Source organism: Streptomyces sp. NPDC001194, assembly GCF_042896985.1.
GTDB lineage: Bacteria > Actinomycetota > Actinomycetes > Streptomycetales > Streptomycetaceae > Streptomyces.
On record NZ_JBIAXU010000001.1, the window covers coordinates 713,473 to 738,711 of the forward strand.

At 67.5% G+C, this 25,239-nt stretch carries 18 protein-coding genes and 1 tRNA gene; 4 read left to right on the plus strand and 15 right to left on the minus strand.

Annotated elements, in window-relative coordinates:
• Positions 1-79: 79 nt before the first annotated feature.
• Both rfbA and rfbC read left to right on the plus strand, forming a co-directional pair.
• Positions 80-955 carry a glucose-1-phosphate thymidylyltransferase RfbA gene (gene rfbA / locus ACFY1T_RS03420; RefSeq protein WP_229337000.1) on the plus strand — a complete coding sequence of 292 codons (876 nt, stop codon included), beginning with the start codon at positions 80-82 and terminating at the stop codon, positions 953-955.
• A gap of 17 nt (positions 956-972) precedes the next feature.
• On the plus strand, positions 973-1,554 hold the full coding sequence (gene rfbC / locus ACFY1T_RS03425) for a dTDP-4-dehydrorhamnose 3,5-epimerase (protein ID WP_267502091.1): 582 nt from the start codon (positions 973-975) through the stop codon (positions 1,552-1,554).
• 201 nt (positions 1,555-1,755) lie between these two features.
• Here the strand turns inward: rfbC and tuf are convergent, their stop codons facing one another.
• From tuf to rpsL, 4 genes are all read right to left on the minus strand, one after another.
• Positions 1,756-2,949, minus strand: coding sequence for an elongation factor Tu (gene tuf, locus ACFY1T_RS03430; RefSeq protein ID WP_390082235.1), 1,194 nt, complete (start codon positions 2,947-2,949; stop codon positions 1,756-1,758).
• A 148-nt stretch (positions 2,950-3,097) separates the two neighbouring features.
• Positions 3,098-5,230 (minus strand): elongation factor G, encoded by a 2,133-nt coding sequence (fusA, locus tag ACFY1T_RS03435; RefSeq protein WP_030873555.1) that lies wholly within the window; start codon positions 5,228-5,230, stop codon positions 3,098-3,100.
• 39 nt (positions 5,231-5,269) lie between these two features.
• Positions 5,270-5,740 carry a 30S ribosomal protein S7 gene (rpsG, locus tag ACFY1T_RS03440; RefSeq protein WP_007265894.1) on the minus strand — a complete coding sequence of 157 codons (471 nt, stop codon included), beginning with the start codon at positions 5,738-5,740 and terminating at the stop codon, positions 5,270-5,272.
• Between the two features lie 2 nt (positions 5,741-5,742).
• A complete protein-coding gene (gene rpsL / locus ACFY1T_RS03445) occupies positions 5,743-6,114 on the minus strand; it encodes a 30S ribosomal protein S12 (protein WP_007265893.1) in 372 nt (123 codons plus the stop codon).
• 503 nt (positions 6,115-6,617) lie between these two features.
• Between rpsL and ACFY1T_RS03450 the strand changes: the two genes are divergently transcribed.
• The gene (locus ACFY1T_RS03450) at positions 6,618-9,107 is read left to right on the plus strand and encodes a YfhO family protein (RefSeq protein ID WP_390786750.1); all 2,490 of its coding nucleotides are present in this window, start codon (positions 6,618-6,620) and stop codon (positions 9,105-9,107) included.
• 102 nt (positions 9,108-9,209) lie between these two features.
• Here ACFY1T_RS03450 and ACFY1T_RS03455 read toward each other — a convergent pair whose 3' ends face one another.
• The 11 genes from ACFY1T_RS03455 to ACFY1T_RS03505 all read right to left on the minus strand — a co-directional run bounded on the left by ACFY1T_RS03455 (position 9,210) and on the right by ACFY1T_RS03505 (position 23,659).
• On the minus strand, positions 9,210-13,109 hold the full coding sequence (locus ACFY1T_RS03455; protein ID WP_030870163.1) for a DNA-directed RNA polymerase subunit beta': 3,900 nt from the start codon (positions 13,107-13,109) through the stop codon (positions 9,210-9,212).
• A gap of 97 nt (positions 13,110-13,206) precedes the next feature.
• Positions 13,207-16,689 carry a DNA-directed RNA polymerase subunit beta gene (gene rpoB, locus ACFY1T_RS03460; protein WP_030870161.1) on the minus strand — a complete coding sequence of 1,161 codons (3,483 nt, stop codon included), beginning with the start codon at positions 16,687-16,689 and terminating at the stop codon, positions 13,207-13,209.
• A gap of 617 nt (positions 16,690-17,306) precedes the next feature.
• Positions 17,307-17,693, minus strand: coding sequence for a 50S ribosomal protein L7/L12 (gene rplL / locus ACFY1T_RS03465; RefSeq protein WP_048474779.1), 387 nt, complete (start codon positions 17,691-17,693; stop codon positions 17,307-17,309).
• A gap of 110 nt (positions 17,694-17,803) precedes the next feature.
• Entirely contained in the window at positions 17,804-18,334 is a 531-nt protein-coding gene (gene rplJ / locus ACFY1T_RS03470; RefSeq protein ID WP_030008449.1) for a 50S ribosomal protein L10, read from the minus strand.
• Positions 18,335-18,630: 296 nt separating this feature from the next.
• Complete coding sequence (locus ACFY1T_RS03475; protein WP_390786751.1) at positions 18,631-19,515, minus strand: hypothetical protein; 885 nt, start codon at positions 19,513-19,515, stop codon at positions 18,631-18,633.
• 92 nt (positions 19,516-19,607) lie between these two features.
• On the minus strand, positions 19,608-20,579 hold the full coding sequence (locus ACFY1T_RS03480) for a hypothetical protein (protein ID WP_390786752.1): 972 nt from the start codon (positions 20,577-20,579) through the stop codon (positions 19,608-19,610).
• Between the two features lie 192 nt (positions 20,580-20,771).
• On the minus strand, positions 20,772-21,500 hold the full coding sequence (gene rplA, locus ACFY1T_RS03485; RefSeq protein WP_030154662.1) for a 50S ribosomal protein L1: 729 nt from the start codon (positions 21,498-21,500) through the stop codon (positions 20,772-20,774).
• Between the two features lie 91 nt (positions 21,501-21,591).
• Complete coding sequence (rplK, locus tag ACFY1T_RS03490; RefSeq protein ID WP_030154660.1) at positions 21,592-22,026, minus strand: 50S ribosomal protein L11; 435 nt, start codon at positions 22,024-22,026, stop codon at positions 21,592-21,594.
• A 168-nt stretch (positions 22,027-22,194) separates the two neighbouring features.
• Positions 22,195-23,115 (minus strand): transcription termination/antitermination protein NusG, encoded by a 921-nt coding sequence (nusG, locus tag ACFY1T_RS03495; protein WP_390786753.1) that lies wholly within the window; start codon positions 23,113-23,115, stop codon positions 22,195-22,197.
• An 84-nt stretch (positions 23,116-23,199) separates the two neighbouring features.
• Positions 23,200-23,481, minus strand: coding sequence for a preprotein translocase subunit SecE (gene secE / locus ACFY1T_RS03500; RefSeq protein WP_030154653.1), 282 nt, complete (start codon positions 23,479-23,481; stop codon positions 23,200-23,202).
• A gap of 105 nt (positions 23,482-23,586) precedes the next feature.
• A tRNA-Trp gene (locus tag ACFY1T_RS03505) sits at positions 23,587-23,659 on the minus strand.
• A gap of 219 nt (positions 23,660-23,878) precedes the next feature.
• Here ACFY1T_RS03505 and ACFY1T_RS03510 point away from each other — a divergent pair.
• The gene (locus ACFY1T_RS03510; protein ID WP_030870152.1) at positions 23,879-25,105 is read left to right on the plus strand and encodes a pyridoxal phosphate-dependent aminotransferase; all 1,227 of its coding nucleotides are present in this window, start codon (positions 23,879-23,881) and stop codon (positions 25,103-25,105) included.
• Positions 25,106-25,239 lie beyond the last annotated feature (134 nt).

The window sequence follows — 25,239 nt, forward strand, 5'->3', positions numbered from 1 at the left end:
CGAAGAGTCTAGCCGCTCGCACACCGCCCACCCGGCCCGCGCCGCGGCGCCCTGCGCGCTCTCGCATAGGGTTGGGGCCATGCGTGGAATTCTCTTGGCCGGTGGCACCGGATCCCGACTCTGGCCGCTGACCCGGGCAGTCTCGAAGCAGCTGCTCCCCGTCTTCGACAAGCCGATGATCTACTACCCGCTCTCCACCCTGGTCATGGCCGGAATCAGCGAGATTCTCGTCATCACCACGCCGGAGGACCGTGCGCAGTTCGAGCGACTGCTCGGCGACGGCTCCCAGTTCGGCATCCGGCTGGAGTACGCGGTCCAGGAGCGCCCCGAGGGCATCGCCCAGGCGTTCGTGCTCGGCGCCGACTTCATCGGCGACGAGTCCGTCGCCCTGATCCTCGGCGACAACATCTTCCACGGCAGCGGCCTCGGCACGCGCCTGGCGGAGCACACCGGCTCCAAGGGCGGCCGGGTCTTCGCGTATCCGGTGGCCGACCCGACCGCGTACGGCGTGGTCGAGTTCGACGAGAACGGCCAGGCCATCTCCATCGAGGAGAAGCCGGTCAAGCCCAAGTCCCGCTACGCGGTGCCGGGTCTGTACTTCTACGACAACCGCGTCGTGGAGATCGCCCGCGGCCTGAAGCCCAGCGCGCGCGGCGAACTGGAGATCACCGCGGTCAACGACGCGTACCTCCAGGCCGGTGAGCTGAATGTCACCATCCTCGACCGCGGCACCGCCTGGCTGGACACCGGGACCTTCGTCTCCATGGTCCAGGCCTCGGAGTTCGTCCGCGTGATCGAGGAGCGCCAGGGCTTCAAGATCGGCTGCATCGAGGAGGCGGCCTGGCGGGCCGGCCTGATCGACTCCGCGCAGCTGCGCGAACTGGCCCAGCCGCTCCTCAAGAGCGGTTACGGCGACTACCTGATCGCCCTGCTCGAAGAGGAGTCCTCCCGGTGAAGTTCCGCCAGCTCTCGATGGAGGGCGCCTACGAGATCACCCCGCAGCTGCACGGCGACCCGCGCGGCCTGTTCACCGAGTGGTACCGCTTCGACAAGCTGTCCGAGGTCGTCGGCCACCCGCTGAACCTGGCGCAGGCGAACCTCTCGGTGTCCTCGCGCGGCGTGGTCCGCGGCATCCACTTCGCCGACGTACCGCGCGGCCAGGCCAAGTACGTGACCTGCGTGCGCGGCGCCGTGCTCGACGTCATCGTGGACCTGCGGGTCGGCTCCCCGACCTTCGGCCGCTGGGAGGGTGTCCGCCTGGACGACGTGGACCGCCGCGCGGTCTACATCCCGGAGGGCCTGGGCCACGGTTTCTGCGCCCTGAGCGACGACGCCACGCTGTCGTACCTGTGCTCGGAGACGTACAACCCGACCGGCGAGCACTCGGTTCACCCGCTCGACGCGGACCTGGGCATCGAGTGGCCGGCGGACGTGCCGCTGCTGTCCGCCCGCGACGAGGCCGCGCCGACGCTGGCCGAGGCGATCGAGTCGGGCCTGCTGCCGGACTACGCCGCCTGCAAGGAGTTCACCGAGTCCCTGCGCGTGACCGGCTGACGGCTCCCCGCAGCACGAGAGGGCCGCACCCCGCGGATCGGGGGTGCGGCCCTCTTCCGTGTGCCGCGCGCACTCCCGTACGTACCGATGGCGCACGCCCGTACGACGAAGGGCCCCTCCCCCGCCGCCGAAGCGGTGGGGAAGGGGCCCTTCTGTCAAACATGGTGCCCGCTCGCGCGAGCTACCAGGTCAGAGCACGAATTACTTCGTGATCTTGATGACCTGGCCGGCGCCGACCGTACGACCACCCTCACGGATGGCGAACTTCAGGCCCTCCTCCATGGCGACCGGCTGGATCAGCGCGACCGTCATCTCGGTGTTGTCGCCCGGCATGACCATCTCCGTGCCGGCCGGCAGGGTGACGACACCCGTGACGTCCGTGGTACGGAAGTAGAACTGCGGGCGGTAGTTGTTGAAGAACGGGGTGTGACGGCCACCCTCGTCCTTCGACAGGATGTAGGCCTGGGCCTCGAACTCGGTGTGCGGCGTGACCGAACCGGGCTTGATGATGACCTGGCCGCGCTCGACGTCCTCGCGCTTGATGCCACGGAGGAGCAGACCGACGTTCTCACCGGCCTGGCCCTCGTCGAGCAGCTTGCGGAACATCTCGATGCCGGTGACCGTGGTGGTGGTCTTGGCTTCCTTGATGCCGATGATGTCGACGGTCTCGTTGACCTTCAGGACACCACGCTCGATACGGCCGGTGACGACCGTACCGCGACCGGTGATCGTGAAGACGTCCTCGACGGGCATGAGGAACGGCTTCTCGGTGTCACGCGGCGGGGTCGGGATCGACTCGTCGACGGCGGTCATGAGGCCGAGAAGCTTCTCGCCCCACTCCTTGTCGCCCTCGAGCGCCTTCAGCGCGGAGACGCGGACGACCGGCAGGTCGTCGCCCGGGAACTCGTACTCGGAGAGCAGCTCACGGACCTCGAGCTCGACGAGCTCCAGGATCTCCTCGTCGTCCACCATGTCGGCCTTGTTCAGGGCGACGACGATGTACGGAACGCCGACCTGGCGGGCCAGGAGCACGTGCTCCTTGGTCTGCGGCATCGGGCCGTCGGTGGCGGCGACCACGAGGATGGCGCCGTCCATCTGCGCGGCACCGGTGATCATGTTCTTGATGTAGTCAGCGTGACCCGGGCAGTCGACGTGGGCGTAGTGACGCGCCTCGGTCTGGTACTCGACGTGCGCGATGGAGATGGTGATACCGCGCTGGCGCTCCTCAGGAGCCTTGTCGATCTGGTCGAAGGCCGAGGCCTCGTTCAGGTCCGGGTACGCGTCGTGCAGCACCTTGGTAATGGCGGCCGTGAGGGTCGTCTTACCGTGGTCAATGTGACCGATGGTGCCGATGTTGACGTGCGGCTTAGTCCGCTCGAACTTCGCCTTCGCCACGGGGTCCTCCTGGAGAGTGGTTCTGTACGCCTTACTCATCGGCGCCAGGTGATCTTTGCTGGAAAGCCGGCCCCTCCGGGGCAACGGAGGGTTACTCCTGTTGCCCCAGAGGCTCCGGTGACAAGCCTAAAGCGTGTACTCGGAAGAGTTACTCGCCCTTGGCCTTCGCGATGATCTCCTCGGCGACGTTCCGGGGAACCTCGGCGTAGGAGTCGAACTGCATCGAGTAGCTGGCGCGACCCGAGGTCTTGCTGCGGAGGTCTCCGACGTAGCCGAACATCTCCGAAAGGGGCACGAGGCCCTTCACGACGCGAGCACCGTGACGCTCTTCCATGGCCTGGATCTGGCCACGGCGGGAGTTGATGTCACCGATGACGTCACCCATGTAGTCCTCAGGGGTGGTGACCTCGACGGCCATCATCGGCTCCATGAGCACGGGGGACGCCTTGCGCGCGGCCTCCTTGAAGGCCTGCGAACCGGCGATCTTGAACGCGAGCTCGGAGGAGTCGACCTCGTGGTAGCCACCGTCGAGAAGCGTGACGCGAACGCCCGTCATCTCGTAGCCGGCCAGGATGCCGAACTGCATGGCCTCCTGCGCACCGGCGTCGACCGAAGGGATGTACTCCTTCGGCACGCGGCCACCGGTGACCTTGTTCACGAACTCGTACGCCGGGCCGTCGGCCTCGGTGATGGGCTCGATCGCGATCTGCACCTTGGCGAACTGACCGGTACCACCGGTCTGCTTCTTGTGCGTGTAGTCGTGGCGCTCGACGGTGCCGCGGATGGTCTCGCGGTACGCGACCTGCGGCTTGCCGACGTTGGCCTCGACCTTGAACTCACGCTTCATACGGTCGACCAGCACCTCGAGGTGCAGCTCGCCCATACCGCCGAGGATGGTCTGGCCCGTCTCCTCGTCCGAGTGAACGTGGAAGGAGGGGTCCTCCTCCGCCAGGCGCTGGATGGCGACACCCAGCTTCTCCTGGTCACCCTTGGACTTGGGCTCGATGGCGACCTGGATGACCGGAGCCGGGAAGTCCATGGACTCCAGGATCACGGGCTGCTTGTCGTCACACAGCGTCTCACCGGTGGTGGTCTGCTTCAGGCCCATGACGGCGACGATGTCACCGGCGCCCACCGCGTCGATCTCTTCACGCTTGTTGGCGTGCATGCGGTAGATCTTGCCGATGCGCTCCTTCTTGCCCTTGACGGAGTTCAGCACCGAGGTGCCGGCCTCCAGGCGGCCCGAGTAAACCCGGACGAAGGTGAGCTTGCCGAGGTGCGGGTCGCTCATGATCTTGAACGCCAGCGCCGCGAGGGGCTCCTCGTCGGACGGCTTGCGCTTCACGACCACCTCGGCGTCGCGGACGTCGTGGCCCTCGATGGCCTCGATGTCCAGCGGCGACGGCAGGTAGCGGACGACGGCGTCGAGCAGGGGCTGAACGCCCTTGTTCTTGAACGCCGTGCCACAGAACACCGCGGTGATCGTGGGCTCGCCCTTGCCCTTGCCGGAGCCGAGGATGATGCGACGGACGGCGGCGTGCAGCTGCTCCACGGACGGCTCGTCGCCGTTCAGGAAGAGCTCCATGATCTCGTCGTCGTTCTCGGCGACGGTCTCGACCAGCTTGCCGCGCCACTCTTCAGCAGCCTCGGTGTGCGTGGCCGGGATGTCGACGATGTCGTACATCTCGCCCTTGGTCGCCTCGGCGGACCAGACGAACGCCTTCATCGTGACGAGGTCGACGACACCCTGGAAGTCGGCCTCGGCACCGATGGGGAGCTGCATGACGATCGGAACCGCACCGAGGCGGTCCTTGATCATGTCGACGCAGCGGTGGAACTCGGCGCCGGTGCGGTCGAGCTTGTTGACGAAGCAGATGCGCGGCACGCCGTAACGGTCGGCCTGACGCCACACCGTCTCCGACTGCGGCTCCACACCGGCGACACCGTCGAACACGGTGACGGCACCGTCGAGGACGCGGAGCGAACGCTCCACCTCGACCGTGAAGTCAACGTGACCCGGGGTGTCGATGATGTTGATGGTGTGGTCGACGTCCTCGAGCGGCCAGTGGCAGGTCGTCGCGGCAGACGTGATCGTGATGCCGCGCTCCTGCTCCTGCTCCATCCAGTCCATCGTGGCAGCGCCGTCGTGGACTTCACCGATCTTGTAAGACACACCGGTGTAGAACAGGATGCGCTCGGTGGTGGTCGTCTTGCCCGCGTCGATGTGAGCCATGATGCCGATGTTGCGCACCTTGGCCAGGTCAAGCGAAGTGGTAGCCATATCGGCTCAGTCTTCTCTCGGTCTCGATGTGGGTTGGGACTACCAGCGGTAGTGCGCGAAGGCCTTGTTGGACTCGGCCATCTTGTGCGTGTCCTCGCGCTTCTTGACGGCAGCGCCAAGACCGTTGGAGGCGTCGAGCAGCTCGTTCATGAGGCGCTCGGTCATGGTCTTCTCACGACGGGCGCGGGAGTAACCCACGAGCCAGCGGAGGGCCAGGGTCGACTGGCGACCCGGCTTGACCTCGACGGGGACCTGGTAGGTCGCGCCACCGACACGGCGGGACTTGACCTCGAGGGACGGCTTGACGTTCTCGAGCGCGCGCTTCAGCGTGATGACCGGGTCGTTGCCGGTCTTCTCGCGGAGGCCTTCCATGGCGCCGTAAACGATGCGCTCGGCGGTGGAGCGCTTGCCGTTCAGGAGGATCTTGTTGATGAGCGACGTCACCAGAGGAGATGCGTAGACCGGGTCGATGATGACCGGGCGCTTCGGGGCGGGGCCCTTACGAGGCATTCTTACTTCTCCTTCTTGGCGCCGTAGCGGCTGCGGGCCTGCTTGCGGTTCTTGACAGCCTGGGTGTCAAGCGCACCGCGGATGATCTTGTAACGAACACCCGGCAGGTCCTTCACACGGCCACCACGCACGAGCACGATCGAGTGCTCCTGCAGGTTGTGTCCCTCACCCGGAATGTAAGCGGTGACCTCGATGCCGGAGGTCAGACGCACACGCGCGACCTTACGGAGCGCCGAGTTCGGCTTCTTCGGGGTGGTCGTGAACACACGCGTGCAGACGCCACGGCGCTGGGGCGAAGCCTCAAGCGCGGGCGTCTTCGTCTTCTCGACCTTGTCCTGCCGGCCCTTACGGACCAGCTGCTGGATCGTAGGCACTACTTCTCCGGTTTCTGTGTGCCGTGTAGTGAAGCTAACCTGGAACTTTGCCGACCCACGCGGTCGGGTGTGTCGGATCCGGCGGGACTCCGCGCAAGCACGGAAACGCATGGATCGCGGTGGCTGATCCGGCTCTCATGCGGTTGATGGACACGCACAGGAGCCCAGGCACACCCCAGGCACAAGGTCTGAGCGTACCTACCGCATCCCATCCGGTCAAAACAAAGGCCCGCGCGGGACCGGCGCGATATCGCCGCCGGTCATGTGCCGCTTGGGCGAAGCCCCGGTGTGGCCCTGCCGACTCGCGCATGTGGTAAACGCGTGCTAAGGGGAGCGGGACCGGGCGGCCGCCCCCGCGAACTAAACTGCCCCAGCGATTCGCTTGATTCGTCGCGAATCAAGCGAATCGGCACAGGCGTCCGCGGACGTCCACGGGCTTCCACTGACGTCCACGGGCATCCACGGGCATCCACGGCAGCCACGAGCACCCAGGGAGCGGGACATTGCGGACGGTCACCCCGGAGACGACGGCGACGGACCGTCCGGCCCTCCCGTCTCCCCGCCGCGGACCCCTGCGGCTCGTCCGCGTACCCGCCCGTCTGCGCGGCCGCCTGTACGGGCCCCTGCTGGCGTTCCTGATCACCTCGGCCGCGTTCTGCTCGGCCTGGGCCGCCCGCGGGACCTACCCCTTCGGCAACACCGGCCGGGCCATCAACGACCAGGCCAACCAGTACGTGCCCTTCCACCGCGCCCTCTGGGACCTGGCCCACGGGCAGTCCGCCGGTGACCTGCTCTTCACCTGGCGCGGAGGCTTCGGCCAGCAGTTCCTGTCGGACTACTACACCTACCTCGGCAACCCGTTCTCCTGGCTGGCCGTCCTGGTCCCGCGCGACCACGTCGACCTCGCCGTCTTCGCGATCACCCCGATCACCATGGGCACCGCCGCCGCCGTCATGACGGTCTACCTCGGCAAGCTCCACCCCGGGCCGTGGTGGCAGCGCGCGGTGCTCGGCGCCTGCTACGGGCTCTGCGGCTGGGCGCTCAGCGACGCCTCGTACATCCCGATGTGGCTGTGGGGCCTGGTCGCCCTCCCGCTGCTCGGCATCGCCGTCGAGTGGTGCCTGGAGGAGCGCCGCTGGACGGGCGCGGCGCTGTTCGTCGCGCTCGCCTGGTTCGGCAACTTCTACACCGCGATGATGGCCACGATGGCCGCCTGCGTACTGCTCGCCATCCGCCTGGTCACCCGGGACATGGCCGGCCGCCAGCGGCTGCGCGCCGTGTGGCGGGCCGGGTCGGCCGCCGGGACGGGCATCCTGCTGACCCTCCCGCTCCTGCTTCCGTCGTTCCTCTCCAGCGGCGCCGCCCAGCCCACCCGGGCCGGGGCCTTCGAGCCCGTACGGATCGAGCTGTTCCTCGCCGGGATGCTCCCCGCCACGCATCTGTGGGGCGGCCGCCCCAGGCTGTACGTGGCCTCGCTGGGCCTGATCCTCGCCGGATCGTTCCTGTTCAACGCCGCCATCGCCCGCCGGACCCGCCTGGTGTGGGCGGCGGCGACCGTGCTCGTCGCCGCCTCGTTCCAGTTCCCGCCGACCCAGTACGTGTGGCACGGGCTGGCGGTGCCGAACGGCAACCCGTACCGCGAGGCGTTCGTCTTCAGCGGCATGGTGGTGGTCCTGGCCTGGCTGGCCCTGGCCCACCGCCCGCGCCCGCTGCACGTCGGGCTGACGGCCGCCCTGTTGGTCGCGGCCACCTTCGTACTGCGCCGCGCCGACGACTTCGGCGGCTGGACCTGGCCGGCGGTGCTGGTGGGCGGGGCCGTCTCCGTACTGGCCCTGGTCCTCCTCGCCCTGGGCGAGAAGCGGCGGTACCTGATCCCGGTGGCCGCGGTCCTCATGGTCGGGGTGGTCTTCGCGGAGTCCACGGTGGCGGCCGCCAGTGCGGACTCCCGCCGCAGCCGCGAACGCTGGGCGAAGCCGGCCGCCACCTCGAACCGCTCGATCGACGCGCACGTCGACGCCGTCCGGCAGGTGGACGGCTGGCCCGCCTACCGGACCGACTCCGGGGCGCCGCAGAGCTCGTACAACGACGCCCTCGCCCTGCGCGCCGAAGGCCCGCAGTACTACAGCAGCTACCTGCCGGAGGCCACCTACCAGGCCCTGGAGCCCCTCGGCTACGGCTTCAAGAACGACGGCCGGACCTTCTTCGGCGCCGACGACCCGGTGCTCGACGCGATCTTCTCGATCGGCGCCCGGGTCCGCCCGGGAGCCGATCCGGGCAGCTGGACCTCCACGCGCTTCGCGGCCCCTCCCCTGGTGACGCTCCGCTCCGGCCCCTACACCTCGCCCAACCCGGCGGACAGCGTCTACGCCAGGCAGGAGAACGTCCTCGGCGCCACCGTCCACCAGGTCCCGCAGGTCACCCGCGGGGGCACGGCCACCGAGCAGACGTACGCCGCCCTGTGCGCCCCGGGCTCCGAGGCGTACTGGTACTCCCCCGAGCTCTACGGCACCCTCGCCCACGCCGGCACGTCCCGTCCCCTGGAGGACCGGATGACGGGCGTGGTCCCCCTCGGCAAGGTCCCCGCGGACGGCAAGGTGGCGGTGACGGTCCACACCCGGACCGAGGGCGCGACGGCCGGCGAGCACCCCGTCGGCTGCCTGGACCGGGCCGCCCTGGACACGGCGATCGCCTCGCTGAAGTCCACCGGCGCCACGAAGGTCACCGCGGGCGGCCACTCCATCGAGGCCGCCCTCCCGAAGGGCGCCACGGGCACGGCCGTCTTCGCGATGACGGCCGTCCCGGGCTGGCAGTGCACGGCCCCGGTGAAGAGCTTCCACGGCCTGGTCTCCGTGGACCTCCCCGCGGGCACCGGCAAGGTCTCCTGCACCTTCACCCCCAAGGGCCTCGCCCCCGGCCTCGCCGCAGCCGCCCTGGCCCTCCTGACCCTCACCTCGGTCACCCTCACCACCCACCGCCGCCGCCGGCGCGCCTGACGGTGTCGCCCCCGGCCCCGGGGCCGTCCCCCGGGGCCGGAACACGAAGAAGCCCCCCGCCGCTCCTCTCGGAGCGGCGGGGGGCTTCCTTCATACGAGCTGTCAGCCGTTGTACGGGCCGTAGTCGTAGTCCTCCAGCGGGACAGCCTGGCCGGAGCCGGTGCCGAAGGGGGAGTAGTCGATGTCGTCGTAGCCGACGGCCGAGTACATCGCGGCCTTCGCCTCCTCGGTGGGCTCGACCCGGATGTTGCGGTAGCGGGCGAGGCCCGTACCGGCCGGGATGAGCTTACCGATGATGACGTTCTCCTTGAGGCCGATGAGGCTGTCGGACTTGGCGTTGATCGCCGCATCCGTCAGGACTCGGGTCGTCTCCTGGAAGGAGGCGGCCGACAGCCAGGATTCCGTCGCCAGCGAGGCCTTGGTGATACCCATCAGCTGCGGACGGCCGGAGGCGGGGTGACCGCCCTCGGTGACCACACGACGGTTCTCGGTCTCGAACTTCGAGCGCTCGACGAGCTCGCCCGGCAGGAGCTCCGCGTCGCCGGACTCGATGATCGTCACGCGGCGGAGCATCTGCCGAATGATGATCTCGATGTGCTTGTCGTGGATCGACACGCCCTGCGAGTTGTAGACCTTCTGGACTTCGCCGACCAGGTGGACCTGGACGGCACGCTGGCCGAGGATGCGCAGCACGTCGTGCGGGTTGGTGGCACCCGCGGTGAGCTTCTGGCCCACCTCGACGTGGTCGCCCTCGTGCACGATGACCTTGGCGCGCTTCGAGATCGGGAACGCCGTCTCGTCGCTGCCGTCGTCGGGCGTGATGACGATCTTCTTCGTCTTCTCGGTCTCCTCGATCCGCACGCGGCCGGCGGCCTCGGAGATCGGGGCGACACCCTTCGGGGTACGGGCCTCGAAGAGCTCGACGACACGCGGCAGACCCTGCGTGATGTCGTCACCGGCCACACCACCGGTGTGGAAGGTACGCATCGTCAGCTGGGTACCGGGCTCACCGATGGACTGGGCGGCGATGATGCCGACCGCCTCACCGATGTCGACCAGCTTGCCGGTGGCGAGCGAGCGTCCGTAGCAGAAGGCACAGGTGCCGACCGCGGACTCACAGGTCAGGACCGAGCGGGTCTTGACCTCCTCGACGCCGTTGGCAACCAGGGCGTCGATCAGGACGTCACCGAGGTCGACGTTGGCCGGCGCGATGACCTTGCCGTCGATGACGACGTCCTCGGCCAGCATGCGGGCGTAGACGGAGGTCTCGACGTCCTCGGCCTTGCGCAGCACGCCGTCCTCGCCGCGAACGGCGATCTTCAGCTTCAGGCCGCGCTCGGTGCCGCAGTCCTCCTCGCGGATGATCACGTCCTGCGAGACGTCCACCAGACGACGGGTCAGGTAACCCGAGTCGGCGGTACGCAGGGCGGTGTCCGCCAGACCCTTACGGGCACCGTGCGTGGAGATGAAGTACTCCAGAACGGTGAGGCCCTCACGGAAGGACGCCTTGATCGGACGCGGGATGGTCTCGTTCTTCGCGTTCGACACCAGACCACGCATACCGGCGATCTGTCGCATCTGCATCATGTTTCCTCGGGCACCCGAGTCAACCATCATGAAGATGGGGTTCGTCTTGGGGAAGTTCGCGTTCATCGCCTCGGCAACCTCGTTGGTCGCCTTGGTCCAGATCGCGATGAGCTCCTGCGTGCGCTCGTCCTTGGTGATCAGACCGCGCTCGTACTGCTTCTGGACCTTCTCGTCCATCGCCTCGTAGCCCGCGACGATGGCCTTCTTGGCCTCGGGCACGACGACGTCGGAGATGGCCACGGTGACGCCCGAACGGGTCGCCCAGTGGAAGCCGGCCGCCTTCAGGTTGTCGAGCGTCGCCGCCACGATGACCTTGGGGTAGCGCTCCGCCAGGTCGTTGACGATCTCGGAGAGCTGCTTCTTGCCCACCGAGTAGTCGACGAACGGGTAGTCCTCGGGCAGCAGCTCGTTGAAGAGCGCGCGGCCCAGCGAGGTCTTCAGACGGAAGCTGTCGCCCGGCTGGAACTCCTGCTCGCCTTCCTCGGCGACCGGCGCCACCCAGCCGCGCGGCGGGATGGTGCCCACCGGGAAGCGGATGTCGACGGACGACTGCAGCGCGAGCTCGCCGGCGTCGAACGCCATGATCGCCTCGGCCGTGGAGCCGAACGCGCGGCCCTCGCCCTTGGTGTCACGGAGCTCACCGTCGGTGGTCAGGAAGAACAGACCGAGGACCATGTCCTGGGTCGGCATCGTGACCGGACGGCCGTCGGCCGGCTTGAGGATGTTGTTCGAGGACAGCATCAGGATGCGGGCCTCGGCCTGCGCCTCCGCGGAGAGCGGCAGGTGCACGGCCATCTGGTCACCGTCGAAGTCCGCGTTGAACGCGGTGCAGACGAGCGGGTGGATCTGGATGGCCTTGCCTTCGACCAGCTGGGGCTCGAAGGCCTGGATGCCGAGGCGGTGCAGCGTGGGCGCACGGTTCAGCAGAACCGGGTGCTCGGCGATGACCTCTTCGAGCACGTCGTACACGACCGTGCGGCCGCGCTCGACCATCCGCTTGGCGCTCTTGATGTTCTGCGCGTGGTTCAGGTCGACCAGGCGCTTCATCACGAACGGCTTGAAGAGCTCCAGCGCCATGGCCTTGGGCAGACCACACTGGTGCAGCTTCAGCTGCGGACCGACGACGATCACGGAACGCGCGGAGTAGTCCACGCGCTTGCCGAGGAGGTTCTGACGGAATCGACCCTGCTTGCCCTTGAGCATGTCGCTCAGGGACTTCAGCGGACGGTTGCCGGGACCGGTCACCGGGCGACCACGACGACCGTTGTCGAAGAGGGCGTCCACGGCCTCCTGGAGCATGCGCTTCTCGTTGTTCACGATGATCTCGGGGGCACCGAGGTCGAGAAGGCGCTTCAGGCGGTTGTTGCGGTTGATCACGCGGCGGTACAGGTCGTTCAGGTCGGAGGTCGCGAAGCGGCCACCGTCCAGCTGCACCATCGGACGGAGGTCCGGCGGGATCACCGGCACGCAGTCCAGAACCATGCCCTTGGGCTTGTTGCTGGTCTGCAGGAACGCGGAGACGACCTTGAGGCGCTTGAGCGCACGGGTCTTCTTCTGGCCCTTGCCGGTACGGATGATCTCGCGGAGGCGCTCGGCCTCTTCATCGAGGTCGAAGGACTCCAGGCGCTTCTGCAGCGCCGCGGCACCCATGCAACCGTCGAAGTACGTGCCGAAGCGGTCGCGCAGCTCGCGGTAGAGCAGCTCGTCGCCCTCGAGGTCCTGGACCTTGAGGTTCTTGAAGCGCGCCCACACCTCGTCGAGGCGGTCGATCTCGCGCTGGGCGCGGTCACGGAGCTGCTTCATCTCGCGCTCGGCACCCTCGCGCACCTTGCGGCGCACGTCGGCCTTGGCGCCCTCGGCCTCGAGCTCGGCCAGGTCGGTCTCGAGCTTCTTGGCACGGCCTTCGAGGTCCGCGTCACGGCGGTTCTCGATCTGCTGGCGCTCGACGGAGACGTGGGCCTCCAGCGACGGGAGGTCGCGGGTGCGGCGCTCGTCGTCCACGAACGTGATCATGTACGCGGCGAAGTAGATGACCTTCTCGAGGTCCTTCGGCGCGAGGTCCAGCAGGTAGCCGAGGCGCGACGGGACGCCCTTGAAGTACCAGATGTGGGTGACGGGAGCGGCAAGCTCGATGTGGCCCATCCGCTCACGACGCACCTTGGCGCGCGTGACCTCGACGCCACAGCGCTCACAGATGATGCCCTTGAAGCGGACACGCTTGTACTTGCCGCAGTAGCACTCCCAGTCCCGGGTCGGACCGAAGATCTTCTCGCAGAAGAGTCCGTCCTTCTCGGGCTTGAGGGTGCGGTAGTTGATGGTCTCCGGCTTCTTGACCTCGCCGTGCGACCAGGTTCGGATGTCGTCCGCGGTGGCAAGGCCGATCCGCAGCTCGTCGAAGAAGTTGACGTCGAGCACTGTGCGTCAATCCCTCTTTCGGGGTCGAGTCTCAATCATGGTCTGAACGGTCCCGGGGATGACGGGGGGCTCTTGAGCGAGCCCCCCGTCAGGCCCGTCAGACCTCTTCGACGCTGCTCGGCTCACGCCGGGACAGGTCGATACCGAGCTCCTCCGCCGCGCGGAAGACGTCCTCGTCGGTGTCGCGCATCTCGATGGACATGCCGTCCGAGGACAGCACCTCCACGTTGAGGCAGAGCGACTGCATTTCCTTGATGAGCACCTTGAAGGACTCGGGAATGCCCGGCTCGGGGATGTTCTCGCCCTTGACGATGGCCTCGTAGACCTTCACGCGGCCGGTGACGTCGTCGGACTTGATGGTCAGCAGCTCCTGGAGGGCGTAAGCGGCGCCATAAGCCTCGAGCGCCCACACCTCCATCTCACCGAAGCGCTGGCCACCGAACTGCGCCTTACCACCCAGCGGCTGCTGCGTGATCATCGAGTACGGACCGGTCGACCGAGCGTGGAGCTTGTCGTCGACCAGGTGGTGGAGCTTGAGGATGTACATGTACCCGATCGAGATCGGGTCCGGGAACGGCTCGCCGGAGCGGCCGTCGAACAGGCGCGCCTTGCCGGACGGGAGGACCAGGCGGTCCCCGTCGCGGTTCGGGATCGTGTGCTCGAACAGGCCGGCGAGCTCGTCCTCGCGGGCACCGTCGAACACGGGGGTGGCGACGTTGGTGCCGGGCTCGACGCGGTCGGCGCCGATGACCTTCAGCCGCTCGGCCCATTCCTCGCCGAGGCCGGAGACGTCCCAGCCGCGGCTGGCGAGCCAGCCGAGGTGGATCTCCAGGACCTGTCCCGGGTTCATTCGGGACGGGACACCCAGCGGGTTCAGGATGATGTCGACCGGCGTGCCGTCCTCGAGGAAGGGCATGTCCTCGATCGGAAGGATCTTGGAGATGACACCCTTGTTGCCGTGGCGGCCGGCGAGCTTGTCACCGTCGGTGATCTTGCGCTTCTGGGCGACGTAGACGCGGACCAGCTGGTTCACGCCCGGGGGAAGCTCGTCGCCCTCCTCGCGGTCGAAGACGCGGACACCGATGACCTTGCCGATCTCACCGTGAGGGACCTTGAGCGAGGTGTCACGCACCTCGCGGGCCTTCTCACCGAAGATCGCGCGGAGCAGGCGCTCCTCCGGGGTCAGCTCGGTCTCGCCCTTGGGCGTGACCTTGCCGACGAGGATGTCGCCGGCGACGACGTCCGCACCGATGCGGATGATGCCGCGCTCGTCGAGGTCGGCGAGGACCTCCTCGGAGACGTTCGGGATGTCCCGGGTGATCTCCTCGGGGCCCAGCTTGGTGTCACGGGCGTCGACCTCGTGCTCCTCGATGTGGATCGAGGAGAGGACGTCGTCCTGCACGAGGCGCTGCGACAGGATGATCGCGTCCTCGTAGTTGTGGCCTTCCCACGGCATGAACGCGACGAGCAGGTTCTTGCCGAGGGCCATTTCGCCCTCTTCGGTGGCCGGGCCGTCGGCGAGGACCTGGGCCTCGACGATCCGGTCGCCCTCGTTGACGATGACCTTCTGGTTGACCGAGGTGCCCTGGTTCGAGCGGGAGAACTTGGCGACGCGGTACGTGGTGTACGTGCCGTCGTCGTTGGCGACGGTGATGTAGTCGGCCGAGACCTCCTGGACGACACCGTCCTTCTCCGCCTTGATCGAGTCGCCGGCGTCGACCGCACAGCGGTACTCCATGCCGGTGCCGACGAGCGGGGCCTCCGCCTTGATGAGCGGAACGGCCTGGCGCATCATGTTCGCGCCCATGAGGGCGCGGTTGGCGTCGTCGTGCTCGAGGAAGGGGATCATCGCGGTCGCGACGGACACCATCTGGCGCGGGGAGACGTCCATGTAGTCGACGTCGTCGCCGGCGATGTAGTCGATCTCGCCGCCACGACGGCGAACCAGTACGCGGTTCTCCGTGAAGCGCATCTCGTCGTTCAGGCCGGCGTTGGCCTGGGCGATGACGAAGCGGTCTTCCTCGTCGGCGGTCAGGTAGTCGACCTCGTCGGTGACGACGCCCTCGACGACCTTGCGGTACGGGGTCTCGACGAAACCGAACGCGTTGACGCGGCCGTAGGAGGCGAGCGAGCCGATCAGACCGATGTTCGGGCCTTCAGGGGTCTCGATCGGGCACATGCGGCCGTAGTGCGACGGGTGAACGTCACGGACCTCGAAGCCGGCCCGCTCACGGGACAGACCACCGGGACCCAGAGCCGAGAGACGACGCTTGTGCGTCAGACCCGACAGCGGGTTGTTCTGGTCCATGAACTGCGACAGCTGGCTGGTGCCGAAGAACTCCTTGATGGAGGCGACGACCGGCCGGATGTTGATCAGGGTCTGCGGCGTGATCGCCTCGACGTCCTGCGTGGTCATCCGCTCGCGGACGACGCGCTCCATACGAGCCAGACCCGTGCGGACCTGGTTCTGGATGAGCTCGCCGACGTTGCGCAGACGACGGTTGCCGAAGTGGTCGATGTCGTCGGTCTCGACGACGATCGAACGGCCCGACTCACCGGTCGTGTCGGTCTCGCCCGCGTGAAGCTTCACGAGGTACTTGATCGTCGCGATGATGTCGTCGGTGGTGAGCACGCCGGCGTCCAGCGGCTCGTCGGCGCCGAGCTTCTTGTTCACCTTGTAGCGGCCGACCTTGGCGAGGTCGTAGCGCTTCGGGTTGAAGTAGAGGTTCTCGAGCAGCGTCTGAGCGGCCTCGCGGGTCGGCGGTTCGCCCGGACGCAGCTTGCGGTAGATGTCGAGCAGCGCGTCGTCCTGGCCCTGGGTGTGGTCCTTCTCCAGGGTGGCGCGCATGGACTCGTACTCGCCGAACTCCTCGAGGATCTGCTCGGTCGTCCAGCCGAGAGCCTTCAGGAGAACGGTGACGGACTGCTTGCGCTTGCGGTCGATGCGGACACCGACCATGTCGCGCTTGTCGATCTCCATCTCCAGCCAGGCACCCCGGGACGGGATGATCTTGGCGGAGAAGATGTCCTTGTCGGACGTCTTGTCGATGGAGGAGTCGAAGTAGACACCGGGGGAACGGACAAGCTGCGACACGACGACACGCTCGGTGCCGTTGATGACGAAGGTGCCCTTGTTGGTCATGAGCGGGAAGTCGCCCATGAAGACCGTCTGAGACTTGATCTCTCCGGTCTCGTTGTTCGTGAACTCGGCAGTGACGAACAGCGGAGCCGCGTACGTGAAGTCGCGCTCCTTGCACTCGTCGACGGAGTTCTTCGCCGGCTCGAAACGGTGGTCGCGGAAGGTCAGCGACATCGACCCGGAGAAGTCCTCGATCGGCGAGATCTCCTCGAAGATCTCTTCCAGACCGGACTTGGTGGGGACGTCCTGTCCACTCTCAAGCGCCGACTCGACGCGAGACTTCCAGGCGGCGTTGCCGAGAAGCCAGTCAAAGCTCTCGGTCTGCAGCGCCAGGAGGTTCGGAACCTCGAGGGGCTCCTTGATCTTTGCAAAGGAGATGCGCAGCGGGGCGGTGCTGGCACCGGTGTTCGTATTGGTCGAGGCGTTGCGCGAGGCGGCCAAGAGGGGGTCCTTCCGAGGGCTCGGACTCACTACGCGCGTACCGGTCCCAGCTGACACAGAAGACGGCCCGCCTGATTCGGTCGAAAAGACCTGGTCAGGGCGTATCGATCAAGTGTGCTCGAGCGTGGGCATGCCCCTGGCGACGGGCAGGGGGCAGCTAACAGGCAGCGCAAAGGGTCAGTGTAGCCACTTGGCTCACTGATGTCCAGACCAGGTTTCCGGAAACCGGCAACAGGCCTTCCCCATGTCGTTTAAACCAACCCTGCGACCCTGCGTCCAACACGCGGCTCTCGTGGCTCTCGCACACAGAGCGCGTATCAGTACTGCCCTCTTCGTAGTCGATCCATGCCTCGGATCCTCGATCCGTGCCGCGGATCTCGGCCGGTCCCGCACGGGGCCGATCGATCCCACAACGGGACTGAGAATTGCGCGCCGCGTGCCGTTCGTCAAGGCCCCCTGCTCCGTGCGGATCAGCTCCGGACCCGGCTGCGGGGCAACGATGATCACCCTACTCCCCAACGAGACCAGGGCAAGTCAGGCACTGCGGGTACGCCAAAGGGCGACCACCCTTACGGGTGATCGCCCTTGGATGAGGCCCCAGGAGGGCCTCAGAGGTGTTACTTGACCTCGACGGCCGCACCGGCGCCCTTGAGGGCCTCGGCGGCCTTCTCGGCGGCGTCCTTGGCGACCTTCTCGAGGACGGGCTTCGGCGCACCGTCGACGAGGTCCTTGGCCTCCTTCAGACCCAGGGAGGTCAGCTCGCGCACGACCTTGATGACCTGGATCTTCTTGTCGCCGGCACCGGTGAGGATGACGTCGAACTCGTCCTTCTCCTCCTCGGCGGCGGCGGCGTCGCCACCACCCTGACCCGGGGCGGCAACGGCGACGGCCGCGGCGGCGGTGACGTCGAACTTCTCCTCGAAGGCCTTCACGAACTCGGAGAGCTCGATGAGGGTCATCTCCTCGAACTGGGCGAGGAGGTCGTCCTGAGAGAGCTTCGCCATGATGGGCGATCCTTCCACTAATTCGGCAGGTGCCGGATGTATATAGAGGCGGGCGTAACGGCCCGCTACGACCCACGCACTAGGCGGCGTGGATCAGTGCGCGAGCCGAATTACTCGGCACCGCCCTGCTCGGCGAGCTTGACGCGAAGCGCTTCCGCAGTGCGGACGAACTTCGACGGCAGCGCCTGGAAGAGCGAGGCAGCCTGAGACTGCTTGCCCTTGAACGCGCCGGCCAGCTTGCTGAGCAGAACCTCGCGGGACTCGAGGTCCGCGAGCTTCTTGATCTCATCGGCGGTGAGCGCCTTACCATCAAGGACACCCGCCTTGATGATGAGGTTCGGGTTGTCCTTGGCGAAGTCACGCAGGCTCTTCGCCGACTCCACCGGGTCACCGGTGATGAAGGCGACCGCGGTCGGACCAGCGAAGTGCTCGTCCAGCGCGGTGATCCCGGCCTGGTTGGCCGCAATCTTGGTCAGCGTGTTCTTCACCACGGCGTACTGGGCGTTCTCACCAAGAGAGCGACGCAGCGTCTTGAGCTGCGCGACGGTGAGACCCCGGTACTCGGTCAGCACGGCGGCGTTCGAGCTCTGGAACGCGTCCTTGAGCTCGGCTACCGATGCAGCCTTGTTGGGCGTCGGCATAGTGCGTTCGCCTCCTTCCGGGTGATGAGGACCGCTCAGAAGGGGCTGACATACGAAACGCCCCGGCGCAGGCGCCAGGGCGTAGCTCAACCGGAACGAATTCCGGGAACATTCCAAGGTCACCTGCGCAGGACGTCCGCAATTGGCGGATCCTTCGGCCACCGCACCCTTGCGGGCACGGCAACGACCAGCGGTCTTTGGCTTCTCCGGAAGAGTACGTGAACCGGCCGACCCGAGGCAAATCGCCTCAGGACCGCCCCTGGGAGCGCCCGGGAACCCCGGGCGCTCCCGAGGACTCAGGAGCCGCCCAGACCGCCCAGACCCGCGTCCTTCAGGGTCTTGTCGGCCTCTTTCAGCGTGTCGTCGACGCCCTTGAGCTTGTCGTCGATGCCCTTCATCACGTCGTCGAAGTCGGCCACCTGGTCCGCGGGCGGCGCGGCTACCGGAGGGGTCGTGCCGTAGCCGGAGAACTTCGCCGAGACCTTCGTCGTGCCGTCCTTGGTGCCCTGCGCCGAGTCGACGCGGACGGGGTGGCCGTCCTTGCCGATCCACAGGTCCACGTCGAGGGAGGTGTACTCCTTGAGCGCCTCGTGCAGGTACTGCCGGTTCGCCGCCTCCATCACCTTGGTGGACTCGTCCGCGGCGAGCAGGTCGGCGTTGGTGAGGACGGCCTTGAAGTGCCTGGCCTCCCCGCCGTCGATCTGCTCGGTGCCGACCAGCGTCACCTTCTGCTGGCCCAGGAGCACGGCGAGGTAGTCGGCCGGGTCGTCGTTGAACCGGGAGCGGGGCTTGCCGTCCTTGTTCAGGTTCATCTTCATCCAGGACTTGCCCTCCAGGGGCTTGTCCGAGTGGGTGTAGACGACGTCGCCGATCATGACCTGGTTGGAGCCGTCGCCCTTGTCGTCGATGGCGGTGGTCGACGGGTACCAGCCCTTCGTGCCCGAGAGCTGCTCGGCCTTGCCGCTGCCCGAGGTGATGGTCATCTCGTACTTGGCGAACTTGGCGGCCACCGTCTTCGCGTAGGACGCCTTCACCGCCTCCGCCGGCGTCTCGGGCTTCGCCGCCGTCTTGGCGTCGGTTTTGGTGTCGGCCTTGCCGGTCCCGCAGGCGGTGAGGCCGCCCACGAGCAGTGCGGCCCCCGCCGCCGCGATCCCGGCCCGGGTCAGTACGGCCGTGTTCATCGGTGTTCCCCCATGGATGGTTCTGGTGGTTCTGGTGCTTCTGGTGGTTCTGGTGCTTCTGGTGTTACGAAAGGGCCCGCGGCCGGCCGGGCTCAGGCGCCTGCTCCGGCGCCGCCGGCGCCGAGGTCCTTGAGCATCGCGAAGAGGTCGAGGGTCTCGTTCTCCGGCGGGGTCTGGACGGTGGCCGTCGTGGCGTAGTCCGAGTACGAGGCGTCCAGGTCGAGCGAGCCCTGGGGCGTGCCGATGGCGACCTTCATGCGGGCCGGGTAGCCGTCCTTGTTCACCCAGACGTCCATGTCGTAGCCCTTGATGCCGGCCTTCTTCATGGCTTCGGTGAGCTTCGCGCGGTCGGCCTCGGGCAGCGCCTTGGAGCCCTCCTTCGCGGCGAGCATCTCCTCGAAGGTCAGGGTGCCCTTGTAGTGCTGGGCGTCGGCGCCGTCGACCTTCTCGGAGCCGAGGAGCTTCACGTTCGGCGAGGCGAGCAGCAGGGCCAGCTGCTTGGCGGGGTCCTGGTTCTGGTCCATCCCGCTCATGCCGCCCACGCCCCCGGCTCCGCCGAACTTCTTCAGCACGTCGGCGTCGGCCGAGGCCTCGGCGGCGGCCTTCATGTCGAGCTTCATCCAGCGCTTGCCGTCCATGCCCGCGGACAGCGGAGAGTCGGCCGGCATCTCCATGTACATGACGTCCTTGGACATGACCATGCGCATCGAGTCGACGCCGGCCTGTCCGAGCCCGCCCTTCATGGTGATGTCCATGACCTGCGGGTCCCATCCCTGGACACCCGTCATCTCGATGCTCTCGCCGCCGAGCCCGCCGGACGTCTTCATCGTCATGCGCACCTTGGCCGACTTGGCGGCCGAGGTCTTCTGGTAGGCCGCGGTGAGGGCCTCGGTGGCCGAGCCGCCCGCCACGGGCGCGGAGGGCTGCGCGGAGGCCGCGCCGGCGGCCTTGCCGGAGCCCTCCTTCTTGCCGCCGTCGCACGCGGTGGCCCCGCCCACGAGCAGCACGGCGGCCAGCGTCGCGCCGGCGGCCTTCCTCCGGTACGCAGCGCGGTATGCAGACATGGAGATCCCCACCCCTTGTGATCGTTCGTTCTCACACCGACCCTACGTTCCACCGCCCGGCCACCGCGCGCCGGTTACCGCCCGGTACCGGGTCATGTGGCCCGAAACACGGAAAACGGGCCCCTCGCCGCCCTGTGAAGGGGGCGAGGGGCCCGTTTCAGCCACTCAGGTGAGCCGGGGGCTCAGCGGAGCTCAGACAGCGGCCGGGTCTTCCTCGACGAGGAGGTTCCGGGTGCGGTTCGAGTCCAGCTGGATGCCGGGGCCCATCGTGGTGCTCAGGGCGGCCTTCTTGACGTAGCGGCCCTTCGCGGCGGACGGCTTCAGACGAAGGATCTCGTCCAGGGCCGCACCGTAGTTCTCGACCAGCTGCTCATCGGTGAAGGAGACCTTGCCGATGATGAAGTGCAGGTTCGAGTGCTTGTCGACACGGAACTCGATCTTGCCACCCTTGATCTCGGTGACAGCCTTGGCAACGTCCATGGTGACGGTGCCGGTCTTCGGGTTCGGCATCAGGCCACGGGGACCGAGCACGCGGCCGAGGCGGCCGACCTTGCCCATGAGGTCCGGAGTGGCGACAACCGCGTCGAACTCGTTCAGGCGGTTGCCCTTGGCGATCTCGTTGATCAGCTCGTCGTCGCCGACGATGTCGGCGCCGGCGGCTTCCGCGGCCGCAGCACGGTCACCGGTCGCGAAGACCAGGACCCGGGCGGTCTTACCGGTGCCGTGCGGGAGGTTCACGGTGCCACGGACCATCTGGTCGGCCTTGCGCGGGTCGACACCCAGGCGGAAGGCGACCTCGACGGTGGCGTCGAACTTGGTCGTGGAGGTCTCCTTGGCGAGACGGACGGCCTCGAGCGGGGCGTACAGCTTCTCCCGGTCGACCTTGGCGTCCGCAGCGCGGAGAGTCTTGCTGCGCTTCACTTCTGCTCCTGTATTTCGGCTTCAGGCATGGAGTCGTGGTGCGGACCAGCGCTTGGTCCTACCACTGGTGGTGCTGGGGGGGGTGGCTGGATCAGCCTTCGACCGTGACGCCCATCGAGCGCGCGGTGCCGGCGATGATCTTCATCGCGGCGTCGACGTCGTTGGCGTTGAGGTCGGGCATCTTCAGCTCGGCGATCTCGCGGACCTGGGCGCCGGTGAGCTTGGCGACCTTGGTCTTGTGGGGCTCGCCGGAGCCCTTCTCGATGCCCGCGGCCTTCAGGATGAGGCGCGCGGCCGGCGGAGTCTTGGTGATGAAGGTGAAGGTGCGGTCTTCGTAGACCGTGATCTCCACCGGCACGACCATGCCACGCTGCGACTCGGTCGCGGCGTTGTAGGCCTTGCAGAACTCCATGATGTTGACGCCGTGCTGACCGAGCGCGGGGCCGACCGGCGGAGCCGGGTTGGCCGCACCGGCCTTGATCTGGAGCTTGATAAGCCCCGTGACCTTCTTCTTCTTGGGAGGCATTGCTCTCTCCGGGTCCTAGTGAGAGTTTTTCGCCGCCAATCCGGTCATCCGGATGGAGGCATACCGCACCACGATAACGGGTATCGGAGCGGGGCTAAAAACCGAGCAGGTCAGACCGCCCTTCACGGGGCGATCTGACCTGTCCGGAAGCGTTGGCTCAGAAGATCGTCAGTTCTTCTGGATCTGGTCGAAGCTGAGCTCGACCGGGGTCTCGCGACCGAAGATCTCGACGAGGCCCTTGACCTTCTTCGAGTCGGGGTTGATCTCGTTGATGGTCGCCTGGAGCGTCGCGAACGGGCCGTCGGTGACGGTGACCGAGTCGCCGACCTCGAAGTCCAGGACCTCGATGGTGCGCTTGACCGCGGGGGCCGGCAGACCGGCGTCCTCGGCGGCCTGCTTGGCGGCCTTCTCCTGCGCCTCCGGGGCGAGCATCTTGACGATCTCGTCCAGCGTCAGCGGGTACGGGTCGTACGCGTTGCCGACGAAGCCGGTGACACCGGGGGTGTTGCGGACGACGCCCCAGGACTCGTTCGTCAGATCCATGCGGACGAGAACGTAACCGGGCAGCTTGTTCTGCCGGACGTTCTTGCGCTCGCCGTTCTTGATCTGGACGATCTCTTCCTCGGGCACCTCGGCCTGGTAGATGAACTCCTCGACGTTCAGCGAGACGGCGCGCTGCTCCAGGTTGGCCTTCACGCGCTTCTCGTAGCCCGCGTAGGTGTGGATCACGTACCACTCGCCGGGCAGCAGGCGCAGTTCGTCGCGCAGGGCCTGGACGGGGTCGACGGGCTCGGCGTCGGCGGCCTCTTCGGCCTCCTCCGCTTCCTCGTCGGCCTCGACCTCGTCCTGGACGTCGCCGGCCTCGGCGGTGACGGCAGCCTCGTCGGCGTCGTCGGCCTCCGCGTCCTCCGCGACCTCGTCAGCCTCGTCCTCGACGTGGAGCGCGGCCTCTTCGGCGGCGACGCCGGCCTCGGCGTCGGCCAGCTCGGCCTCGTCCGGGTCCACAGCGTCCGCCGCCTCGACGATGTCGAGCGCGTCCTCGACGGACTCGACGGAGTCGGGGCTCGCGTTCAGGTTCGGGTCAGACACGGTGGCTGCTTCTTCCTGGATACAAAAGGTGGTCGAACATGCGAAAACGGGCGGCACCCATCAAGGCGCCGCCCTCCGCGGGGATCAGCCGAAGACGAACTTGATGGCTTCCTGGAACCCATAGTCAATCACGGTCACCAGACCGATCATGATGACGACGAAGACAATCACCACGGTGGTGTACGTCGTGAGCTGGTTGCGCGTCGGCCAGACGACCTTGCGGAGTTCCGCGATGATCTGGCGGTAGAACAGCGCGAGCCGACCCAGAGGACCCTTCTTCCCGCGCTTGCCGCCCTTGCGGGCCTTCTTCTCGCGGGTGTCGTCCTCGGCGTCAGGCATGTCGATGGAGCCCAGGGCGTCCGTCACGTCTCTCACCTGAATCCGGGTCGTGGCCGTAGCCGCGCCCGGTTGCGCCGCACGGCGTTGCATCGAAGTACGTACCTGCGCACACGTCCGAGGAGGAGTGTGGAGCAGGGCCGGAGGGACTCGAACCCCCAACCGCTGGTTTTGGAGACCAGTGCTCTACCAATTGAGCTACGACCCTTTGTTGCGTCCCCCAACCTACCGCATCCAGACGGGTGCACGGAGTGCTCGCGCTCTGGAGTGACCGGCAGGGGCCAACGACAGGTGAGTGTACGTGTTCCTGGACCTGACGTCGAACGTAGCCCTCGACCTGACATCTAACAGAGCACATTCCCGACCGGTCCGTCCGATGACTGAAACGGCGTGCGGGGCCTCTGAGCCGTCTGGGACGATTGGCCCCATGACCTCTGAAACGCCTTCCTCCGAGCGCCGTGTCTCCGCCCGCATCGGCGCCATTTCCGAGTCCGCCACCCTCGCCGTGGACGCCAAGGCCAAGGCCCTCAAGGCCGCCGGGCGCCCGGTGATCGGCTTCGGTGCCGGCGAGCCCGACTTCCCGACCCCGGACTACATCGTCGAGGCCGCGGTCGAGGCCTGCCGCAACCCGAAGTACCACCGCTACACGCCGGCCGGCGGTCTGCCCGAGCTGAAGTCCGCGATCGCCGCGAAGACGCTGCGCGACTCCGGCTACGAGGTCGACGCGTCGCAGGTCCTGGTGACCAACGGCGGCAAGCAGGCGATCTACGAGGCGTTCGCCGCGATCCTGGACCCGGGTGACGAGGTCATCGTCCCGGCCCCCTACTGGACCACCTACCCCGAGTCGATCCGCCTCGCCGGCGGCGTCCCGGTCGAGGTCGTCGCCGACGAGACCACCGGCTACCGCGTCTCGGTCGAGCAGCTCGAGGCCGCCCGCACCGAGCGCACCAAGGTCGTCCTCTTCGTCTCCCCGTCGAACCCGACCGGAGCCGTGTACTCCGAGGCCGACGCGGAGGCCATCGGCCGCTGGGCCGCCGACAAGGGCCTGTGGGTCCTGACCGACGAGATCTACGAGCACCTGGTCTACGGCGAGGCCAAGTTCGTCTCCCTGCCGGCGATCGTCCCCGAGCTCGCCGACAAGTGCATCATCGTCAACGGCGTGGCCAAGACGTACGCGATGACCGGCTGGCGCGTGGGCTGGATCATCGGCCCGAAGGACGTGGTGAAGGCCGCGACCAACCTGCAGTCGCACGCCACCTCCAACGTCTCCAACGTGGCCCAGGTCGCGGCGCTCGCCGCCGTCTCCGGCAACCTGGACGCCGTCCACGAGATGCGCACGGCCTTCGACCGCCGCCGCCAGCTGATCGTGCGGATGCTGAACGAGATCGACGGCGTGTTCTGCCCGACCCCCGAGGGCGCGTTCTACGCGTACCCGTCGGTCAAGGAGCTCCTCGGCAAGGAGATCCGCGGCAAGCGCCCGCAGACCTCCGTCGAGCTGGCCGCGCTGATCCTGGACGAGGCCGAGGTCGCGGTCGTCCCGGGCGAGGCCTTCGGCACCCCCGGCTACCTGCGCCTGTCGTACGCCCTGGGCGACGCGGACCTGGTCGAGGGCGTGTCCCGCATCCAGAAGCTCCTGGCCGAGGCCAAGGCCTGAGGCGGCTCCCGGAAACGGTGAACGGCGGTGGGGGGGGGGGGGCCCCCCGGCCCCCCCCCCCCCCCCCCCCCCCCCCCGCCCCCCCCCCCCCCCCCCCCCCCCACACAAAGAGGAGCCGGCCCCCCCCCCCGCAA